Origin of the sequence: Promicromonospora kroppenstedtii DSM 19349 (assembly GCF_000515355.1) — a bacterium.
GTDB lineage: Bacteria > Actinomycetota > Actinomycetes > Actinomycetales > Cellulomonadaceae > Promicromonospora > Promicromonospora kroppenstedtii.
Window position 1 is genome coordinate 6,273 of sequence record NZ_KI911618.1, and the last position, 8,501, is coordinate 14,773.

At 72.8% G+C, this 8,501-nt stretch carries 11 protein-coding genes; 5 read left to right on the top strand and 6 right to left on the bottom strand.

The window, feature by feature from the left end; all coding sequences use genetic code 11:
- Together PROKR_RS04560 and PROKR_RS04565 are read left to right on the top strand one after the other, a co-directional pair.
- Window positions 1-1,099: AI-2E family transporter (locus PROKR_RS04560; protein WP_169736321.1), on the top strand; the 1,099-nt coding region annotated here is incomplete at its 5' end.
- Window positions 1,100-1,137: 38 nt separating this feature from the next.
- Entirely contained in the window at window positions 1,138-1,497 is a 360-nt protein-coding gene (locus tag PROKR_RS04565; RefSeq protein WP_036959991.1) for a nuclear transport factor 2 family protein, read from the top strand.
- 15 nt (window positions 1,498-1,512) lie between these two features.
- Here the strand turns inward: PROKR_RS04565 and PROKR_RS04570 are convergent, their stop codons facing one another.
- From PROKR_RS04570 to PROKR_RS04585, 4 genes are all read right to left on the bottom strand, one after another.
- A complete protein-coding gene (locus PROKR_RS04570; protein WP_036959995.1) occupies window positions 1,513-1,908 on the bottom strand; it encodes a type II toxin-antitoxin system VapC family toxin in 396 nt (131 codons plus the stop codon).
- Window positions 1,899-2,123: a type II toxin-antitoxin system Phd/YefM family antitoxin gene (locus PROKR_RS04575; RefSeq protein ID WP_036959996.1), complete on the bottom strand. Its 225-nt coding sequence runs from the start codon at window positions 2,121-2,123 to the stop codon at window positions 1,899-1,901. The genes PROKR_RS04570 and PROKR_RS04575 overlap by 10 nt, the downstream gene beginning before the upstream one ends.
- A 102-nt stretch (window positions 2,124-2,225) precedes the next feature.
- On the bottom strand, window positions 2,226-2,861 hold the full coding sequence (locus PROKR_RS04580) for a response regulator (RefSeq protein ID WP_342665851.1): 636 nt from the start codon (window positions 2,859-2,861) through the stop codon (window positions 2,226-2,228).
- Window positions 2,862-2,866: 5 nt separating this feature from the next.
- Window positions 2,867-3,964 carry a sensor histidine kinase gene (locus tag PROKR_RS04585; RefSeq protein WP_245605696.1) on the bottom strand — a complete coding sequence of 366 codons (1,098 nt, stop codon included), beginning with the start codon at window positions 3,962-3,964 and terminating at the stop codon, window positions 2,867-2,869.
- Window positions 3,965-4,077: 113 nt separating this feature from the next.
- On the opposite strand from PROKR_RS04585, the gene PROKR_RS04590 reads away from it, so the two are divergent.
- On the top strand, window positions 4,078-4,833 hold the full coding sequence (locus PROKR_RS04590) for an ABC transporter ATP-binding protein (RefSeq protein WP_036960000.1): 756 nt from the start codon (window positions 4,078-4,080) through the stop codon (window positions 4,831-4,833).
- Window positions 4,830-5,606 carry an ABC transporter permease gene (locus PROKR_RS04595; RefSeq protein ID WP_036960002.1) on the top strand — a complete coding sequence of 259 codons (777 nt, stop codon included), beginning with the start codon at window positions 4,830-4,832 and terminating at the stop codon, window positions 5,604-5,606. Before PROKR_RS04590 ends, PROKR_RS04595 begins: the two co-directional genes overlap by 4 nt.
- 5 nt (window positions 5,607-5,611) lie before the next feature.
- Here PROKR_RS04595 and PROKR_RS04600 read toward each other — a convergent pair whose 3' ends face one another.
- Entirely contained in the window at window positions 5,612-6,220 is a 609-nt protein-coding gene (locus tag PROKR_RS04600; protein WP_036960004.1) for a TetR/AcrR family transcriptional regulator, read from the bottom strand.
- Window positions 6,221-6,323: 103 nt separating this feature from the next.
- Here PROKR_RS04600 and PROKR_RS04605 point away from each other — a divergent pair, with 103 nt between their 5' ends.
- Entirely contained in the window at window positions 6,324-7,217 is an 894-nt protein-coding gene (locus tag PROKR_RS04605) for an SDR family oxidoreductase (protein WP_245605697.1), read from the top strand.
- 130 nt (window positions 7,218-7,347) lie between these two features.
- Here the strand turns inward: PROKR_RS04605 and PROKR_RS04610 are convergent, their stop codons facing one another.
- Window positions 7,348-8,214, bottom strand: coding sequence for an SDR family NAD(P)-dependent oxidoreductase (locus tag PROKR_RS04610; RefSeq protein WP_036960008.1), 867 nt, complete (start codon window positions 8,212-8,214; stop codon window positions 7,348-7,350).
- Window positions 8,215-8,501: the final 287 nt, after the last annotated feature.

The following is an 8,501-nucleotide window of genomic DNA, read 5'->3' on the forward strand; positions in this document are numbered from 1 at the left end:
GACCGCGCGGTCGCCGCGGGTCGCCGGCAGCCGCGCGGGCCGGGACACCGTGGTGGGCCTGCCCGCGAACCCGTTCGGCTACGCGATGCTCGCCACCCTCGGGGTCGGTGCGGGCCTCGCGGTGCTGGGCGCGCTCTCCGCGGTGGCGACCGTGCTGGTGTACGTCGGGCTGGCCCTGTTCCTGGCGCTGGCCCTGGAGCCCGGGACCGAGGCCCTGACCGACCGGGGCCTGCCGCGATGGGTCGCGGCGACCGTGATGGTGGTCGGGTCGGCCGCGGTGATCGCGCTCCTCGTCGTCGCGGTGCTGCCGATCGCCGTGCCGCAGGTCAGCAGCTTCGGCGCCCAGCTCGTCGAGCTGCTGCGCACGCTGCCCGAGCAGGCCTGGTACGAGTGGGCCACCAGCAACCTGGGCGCCCTCGACCTGAACGGGCTGCTGTCCTCGTTGACCGACCTGCTCAGCGACCCCCGGCAGCTCTCGGCGATCGCCGGCGGCGTGCTGCAGGTCGGCACCGGGCTGGTCAACGGCGTCACCGCCGTCATCATCGTCACGGCCCTGACGATCTACTTCGCGCTCACGCTGCCGACCATGATCTCCGCCGTCCTGCGGCTCGTGCCCCGCTCCCGGCGCGCCGTGACCGGGTCGCTCCTCGGCGAGGTGCTGGACTCCGTGGGCCGGTACGTCTCCGGGCAGCTCGTCCTGGCGACCATCAACGCCACGTTCACGCTGGTGCTCACGCTGTTCGCGGGCAGCCCCGCCCCCATCCTGCTGGCCGTCATCGCGTTCGTCGCGGCGCTCATCCCCGTCGTCGGAACGGTCATCGGGTCCATCCTGGTCACGCTCGCGACGCTCACCGTGAGCCCGGTCGCGGCGATCGTCGTCGCTGCGTGCCTCCTGGTGTACATGCAGGTCGAGGCGTACGTCCTGTCGCCGCGCGTGATGAGCCGCGCCGTGTCGATGCCCGGCGTTCTGGTCATCGTCGCGGCCCTCGCCGGCGCGGCGCTCGGCGGCATCCTCGGCGCCCTCGTGGCCGTGCCCGTCGCGGCGGCAGGCCTGCTGATCATCAAGCGTGTGGTCGTCCCGTACCAGGAGGCGCGGTAGCGCTCACCTGCGCTTGTACCTCTGCGTAGACTCGCGCGATGAGTCTTCTTGCCGCGGAGCACGCGCTCCAGGCCGCCCAGCGTTCCGGAGACGTCAGCGCACTGGACGCACTGCTGCATCCTCGGTGCGTCGGCGCCGGCCCCGACGGGTCCGTGTTCTCCAAGGAGGACGACCTGGAGAGCTACCGCTCGGGCGCGCTCCGGATCACCCGCCTGGACGAGGAGTCGCTCGAAGTCCAGGAGGACGGTCCGAGCGGGGCGACCAGGCTGGTCGCCGCCGTGGAAGCGGTCCAGGGCGGCGGCGCGGTCTCCGCGCGGCTGACCTACACGCGCCTCTGGGTGCGTGGGGAGGACGGCTGGCAGGTGCTGGCCGCCACGCTCGCACCAGCCGCACCATGACGCGGGGCTCTGGGCCTACCAGGCAGTGCGGATCCCGGGGAGCGTGCTGAACGCGGCGTCGGTGGTCACCAGGACCACGTTCTCCACGATCGACTGCGCGGCGAGCAGCCGATCGAAGGGGTCCCGATGCGCCCAGGGCATCGATCCGGCATGCAGGGCGTGCGCCGTGGTCAGGTCCAGCAGTTCCGCGTCCAGGTCCTCGACCCGGCGTTCCCACGTGCTGACCAGGGTGGCGGCAGCGTCGAGCTTGCCGAGGCGCACCTTGGTCGCGACCTCCATCGCGGAGACTGCGGAGACCAGGAGCCGGTTCGCCGTGGATCCGAGCTCGGTGCGCAGTGGCTCGGCGAGCCGATCGGGCGAGGAGAGCAGCCACACGAACGCATGGGTGTCGAGAAGATAGGTCACTCCCATGTGGCGAGCTCCTCCTCGTCGAGCGGGTCGAAGAAGAAGCCGTCCGGGATCGAGAGCGGCACGGTGCCGAACGTGCGCTCAGCCACCGGCTCCACCGGGATCAGGCGGACCGCGGGCTTCCCGGACCGCGCGACGACAACCTCTTCGCCGTGCTGAGCGCGTGAGATCAGCCGGGAGAGGTGGGTCTTCGCTTCCTGGACGTTCACCACTGTCATGGGACCATGATCGCCGCGGAAGCCTGGTCTGGTCAAGTTGACCAGACCAAGGACGCCAACACTCTCGTGCACGCGGGCGTCGGCGGGCTCAAGGGGTAGGGGTCAGCCCAGCACGCCGAGCCGGAGCGCCCGCAGCACCGCGTTGGTCCGGTCCCGGGCCGCGAGCTTGAGCAGGATGGTCGAGACGTGGTTCTTCACCGTGCCCTCGACCAGGCACAGCGCGCCGGAGATCTCGCGGTTGGTGTAGCCCTCGGCCATCAGTCGCAGCACCTCCAGCTCGCGGTCCGTGAGCTGCTGGACCGCGAGCGTGTCGCCGTCGTTCGCCGTCGGCACGGCCCGCAGCGCCCGCAGCATGCGGTCCGTGATCGACGGCGCGACGAGCGTCCCGCCCCCGGCCAGTGCGTGCACGGCACGGGTGAGCTGCTCGACCGTGACGTCCTTGAGCAGGTACCCACGTGCCCCGGCCCGCAGGGCGTCGAGCACCAGGGTGTCGTCGTCGAACGTGGTGAGCACCAGCACCGGCACGTCGCTGCCCTGCTCGCGCAGCCGGTCCAGGGTCCACAGGCCGTCGTACCGGGGCATGCGCAGGTCCAGCAGGATCACGTCGGGCGCGACGTCGGCGACCACCTCCAGCGCGGCCGCGCCGTCGTCGGCCTCGCCCACGACCTCGACGTCGGCGATCTCCAGCAGCGCCCGGATGCCGTGCCGCACCAGCGTCTGGTCGTCGACGATCACCACCCGCGTCACGTCGGTACCCGCGCCGTGACCCGGAAGCCGTCCGCACCGTCGAACTCGACGCCGCCGCCCAGGGCCTCGAACCGCTCGGCGAGCCCCCGCAGCCCGTTGCCGGGCACCAGCTCGCGGAACCCGCGCCCGTCGTCCCGCGTCGTCAGCACGACGCCGTCCGGGCCCGCGGCCACCTCGATCCGCAGCGCCCGCGCGTCGGCGTGCCGCAGGGTGTTCGTCACGATCTCCTGCACGCCGCGCACCAGCGCGGCCGCCTGCTCCTCGTCCACCTGTACTCCCGAACCCACGTCGATCGAGACGTCCAGGTCGGGCAGGTCGCGCACCACCTCCCGGAACGCCTCGGTCAGGTCCGACGACGCCGTCCGCAGCTCGCCCACCGTCGAGCGGACGTCCGCGAGAAGGTCGCGGGCCACCCGGTTGGCGCGCTCGACGTGGTCGCGGGCCTGCTCGCCGTCGCGGTGCCGGGCGGCCTCCAGCTCCAGGGTGAGCACGGTGAGCTGGTGGCCGATCAGGTCGTGCAGGTCGCGCGAGATCCGCAGCCGCTCCGCCGTCCGCGCCGACTCCGTCAGCAGGGCCGACGCCGCGCGGAGATCCACGTGCGCCTGGCTCAGCTCGCGGCGCAGCCGCTGCTCCCGGATGAGCGTCATCGAGCTCAGCAGGGTCGCCACCTGGATGAGCAGGTAGAAACCGACACCGATCAGGGCGTCGGCGAGCCCGTTGTCCCGCTGCGTCGCGAGCGCCGCCAGCACCAGCGTGTTCAGGCCGACGACGACGAAGCCCACCCGGAGCGGCGCCACGTAGACGCTGACGCTCGCGATGACGACGAGCAGCACGGGCATGAGCCCGACCTGGGGCGCGGTGAGCACCACCGCCCAGGACGAGACGACCGCGGTGGCGAACATCGCGTGCCGAACCAGGTCGGCGCGCTCCCGCACGAGGGAGCCCAGGAGGTTGACCATCAGGAGCACGAACAGGGCGATCCACCAGCCGCGCGGGATCGAGGCGTCCGCGTACCCGAACAGCACCGGCCCGGCCAGGACCAGCGCGACCACGAGCATCGCGAGACCTGACCACTCCTCCGTCCCGAGCCGCATGCCAGCCACCCTACGGGCGCGGGTCGGGACGGGCCCGTGCCGAAAGTCATGGTTCACATCCCTGACCAGCGGCACGGGCGCGGTGTGGGACGGCGCGCCTAGCGTCGTCAGGCATGAGCAGCGACACGGACGGGAGCGGGCGGCCGCTCGCCATCGAGGCCGAGGGCCTCGTCAAGCGGTACGGCGCCAAGGTCGCCGTCGACGGGCTGAGCCTGCGGGTCGAGGTGGGCGAGGTGCTCGGCATCCTGGGCACCAACGGCGCGGGCAAGACCACGACCGTCGAGATGATCGCGGGTCTGCGCCGGCCGGACCGGGGGAGCGTCCGCCTGCTCGGCCTGGACCCGCGGCGGGACCGGGCCAGGCTGCGGCAGGTGCTGGGCGTGCAGCTCCAGCAGGCGTACCTGCACGGCGCGCTGACGGTTGCCGAGCTCCTGGACCTGTACCGCAGCTTCTATCCTGACCCGCGCCCGGCCGCCGAGCTCCTCGACCTCGTGGGCCTGGAGGAGCAGCGGCGCGTGCGGTTCGAGAAGCTGTCCGGCGGCCAGCAGCAGCGGGTCTCCATCGCGCTCGCGATGGTGGGCCGGCCGCGGGTCGTGATCCTCGACGAGCTCACGACCGGGCTCGACCCGCTCGCCCGGCGCCGCATGTGGACCACGGTCGAGCGCCTGCGCGCCGAGGGCGTGACCATCGTGCTGGTCAGCCACGCGATGGAGGAGGTGGAACGGCTCTGCGACCGGGTCGCGCTGCTCGACGGCGGGCACCTGGTCGCCGTCGGCACGCCGGGCGAGCTGACCGCTCGAGCGGGTGCGGACACCCTCGACGACGCGTTCGTCGCCCTGACCGGAAAGCAGCTGGAGGCAGCCGGATGAGCACCACCGCCACTCAGGTCACCGCACACCGACCGGGTCCGCGTGCCTGGCTCACCCTCGTGGTCTGCGAGACCAAGATGGTCGCGCGCGACACCGCGGGCCTCGTCGTGCCCCTCGGCCTGCCGCTCCTGATCCTCCTGACGAGCGCCCAGGCCGCCGGCGACCAGGAGGTGGTCGCCGGGTTCTCGGCGCTGGAGGCGTACGTGCTCCCGCTGGTGCTCACCATGGTCATCGCCACCATCGGCGTCATCAACATGCCGAGCTTCCTCGCGTACTACCGGCGGTCCGGCATCCTGCGCCGGCTCGCCGTCACACCGGCGTCACCCGCGATGGTGCTCGTCGCCCAGGTGATCGTGAGCGTGCTCCAGACCGTGCTCGGGCTGGCGCTCGCCCTCACCGTGGCCTTCCTCGGCTTCGGCGCGAGCCCGCCCGCGCACATCGGAACCGCGATCGGGGTCTACGTCCTCGCGATGGCGGCCATGTACGCCGTCGGCATGATCGTGGCCGCCGTCGCGCCGACGCCCAACTCGGCAGTCGCGATCGGGCTCGTCGGCTTCTTCGCGCTCGGCGCCCTGGGCGGCATGTTCGGCGGCCCTGGCAGCCTGCCCGAGCCGCTCGCCGAGCTGGGCGAACGGCTGCCCTTCGGCGCGGCGGTCCAGGCGCTCGCGGCGGCCTGGGTCGGGGTGCCCGTCGAGGCAGCGCACCTGGTCGGCCTGGGTGTGACGGTCGTGGTCGGCAGCGTCACGGCCGGGCTGCTGTTCCGCTGGGACTGACGGGTTCAGGCCTTCGCGGCAGGGCGGGCGGCTGGGCTCGCGGCAGGGCGGGCGGCGGTCAGGTTCCGCAGCTCGGCGAGCACCGTCCGCTCGATCTCGACCATCGATCGCTCCTCGCCCGCGCCGATCCACTGCGTGAAGGAGACGCCGAACACCGTGGTCGCCGACTCGGCGGCGAGGGTGGCCGCAGGCTCGGTGATGCCTCGTCCGCGCAGGGTGTCGCCGAGAGCCGCGGCGAGCACCGACATCTTGTGCCGCTCCCGCTCCTGCAGCGCGGGATTCTGCTCGATGACGCTCTGTCGCAGCCGGGAGTGGTCCCGTCGCTCGTCGGGGAACAGCTCCGCCGCCGACTCCAGCGCGGCGGCGACGAGCTCCATCGGCGTGGCCTCGTCCGGCGCGGCCACCAGCCCGGCGAGGAACGCGTCGACCATCAGCTCCTGCCCGTGGAACAGCACCTCACGTTTGTCGCTGAAGTGCCGGAAGAAGGTGCGTTCGGTCAGGCCGACGGACTGCGCGATCTCCGCGGCCGTCGTCTGCTCGTAGCCGTTGCTCGCGAAAAGCTCCAGCGCGGCGGCCTGGAGCCGTCCGCTCGTCCCGGGCTGCCATCTGACCATGCGACCAGTCTAGGTGATGACAGCGGCTGACGTCGCGCGTATGGTGATGTCTGTGACTGACAGCAGTCACTGACATCACTGGAGGTTCATCATGCAGGTATTCGTGACCGGAGCATCCGGCTGGATCGGGTCGGCGGCCGTGGACGAGCTGCTCGCGGACGGCCACGCCGTCACCGGGCTCGCCCGGTCCGACGCGTCCGCGGCCGCGCTGGAGGCCAAGGGGGTGCGGGTGCAGCGCGGCGACCTGGACGACCTCGACGGCCTCCGCCGGGGCGCCGACGCCGCCGAGGCGGTGGTCCACCTGGCCAACAAGCACGACTTCGCGAACCCGGCCGCGTCCAACGCCGCCGAGCGGGCCGCCGTGCAGACGTTCGCCGACACGCTCGCCGGCTCCGGACGTCCGCTCCTGTTCGCGGCGGGTACCGCCGCGCTGGCGCAGGGCAGGCCCGCCACCGAGGCGGACACCTCGTCGTCCTACGGCCCCGACTCGCCACGTGGCGGCGCCGAGAACCTGGCACTGGAGTACGTCGAGCGCGACGTCCGCGCGGTGAGCCTGCGCTTCTCGCCCACGGTGCACGGCGCGGGGGACCACGGCTTCATCTCCGTGATCGCCGACGCGGCCCGCCGGCACGGTGTCTCCGGCTACCCCGGCGACGGCACCAACCGCTGGGCCGCCGTGCACCGCTCCGACGCCGCGCGGCTCGTCGCCCTCGGCCTCGCGAAGGCCCCAGCGGGCGCCCGGCTGCACGCCGTCGCCGAGGAGGGGGTCACGAGCCGCGAGATCGCCGAGGCGATCGGCGCGGTGCTCGGCCTCCCGGTCGCCTCGATCGCGCCCGACGACGTCGCGGCGCACTTCGGCTGGATCGGCGGCTTCTTCGGTATGGAGGGGGCCGCGACGAGCATCGTGACGCGGGAGCTGCTCGGCTGGACCCCGACCGGCCCGACGCTGGTCGAGGACATCGCCGCGGGCGCGTACTCGACGCCGGTCGAGCGCTAGCCGCAAGTCCCGTGGGCCCCGACCCCTTTGAGGCCTAAGTTTCTTCGCTTTGCGGCTGCGCAAAGCGAAGAAACTTAGGCCTCGAAAGGGAAGACCGGTCAGGGGTTCCAGGCGCCCGGCACGCGACGCCTCAGGCCGCCGGCGTGTCGGCGATGTCCGTCGTGGTCGCGAGCGGGCGGGACGTCTCGACGTCGTCGGCCAGGCTCTGCAGGCGGCCGGCGGCCAAGCCGAGCGAGTCCGAGCCGAGGAGCTGGTGCAGCGGTGCCTCGCCGGAGGTCGCGACGGCGATGATCGCGGCGGCCGCCCGCGCGGGGTCGCCGAGCTGCGTGCCGGGCATCCCGAGGTGCTGCTCGACCATCTCGCGGACGGCCGGGTACGCCTCGGTCGTGTCCGACGGCAGACCGAGCGACACGGGCCGCAGGAAGTCGGTGCGCATGTAGCCGGGCTCGACGAGGTTCACACGGATGCCGTGGTCCGCAACCTCGGCGGCCAGCGACTCCGTGATCGCCTCCAGCGCGAACTTGCCCGCCGCGTACAGGCTCCAGCCGGGGAACGAGAGCAGGCCGAGGATCGAGGACACGTTGATGACGTGCCCGGACCGGTGGGCCCGGAAACCCGGCAGCACCGCGCGCAGCACGTTCCAGACGCCGAAGACCTGCACGTCGAACATCGCGCGGGCGTCGGCGTCCGAGATCTCCTCGACGGCGGCCAGGTAGCCGTACCCGGCGTTGTTCACGACGACGTCGACGGTGCCGAAGCGTTCCGTCGCCGCGGCGACGGCCCGGTTCACCTGCGCCTGGTCGGCCAGGTCGACCGTCAGGGCGAGCAGCCGGGAGGTGTCGACGTCGTCGAGCGCGCCCGTGAGGCGCTCGACGGACCGGGTGGTCGCGGCGACGTTCTCGCCGCGCTCCAGGAGCTGCCGGACGAGCTCGAGGCCGAGCCCGCGGGAGGCGCCGGTGACGAACCAGGTCGCGGGGCGGTCGGTGGGGTCGGACATGGTGGTCTCCTCGGGAGGTCGGGTCGGCGGGCGTGCCGACCCGTCAAGACTTCCGCCCGGAACCGGGCCTGCGAGCGCCATACCCGGCCCCCTGCGTCCTGGGTCGCTGCCGCATAGGACGCGGAGGTCCACCCTGACGGGTGCGCCGCGCAGGGCGGCGCACCCAGAATGGAGCCATGGCCGAGAGGAACACGGAGCTGGCGGACTTCCTGCGTCGCGCCCGGAGCCAGGGCGACGCGTCGCGCGCCGGCCTGCCCGCCGACAGCCGCGTCCGTCGCGTGCCCGGC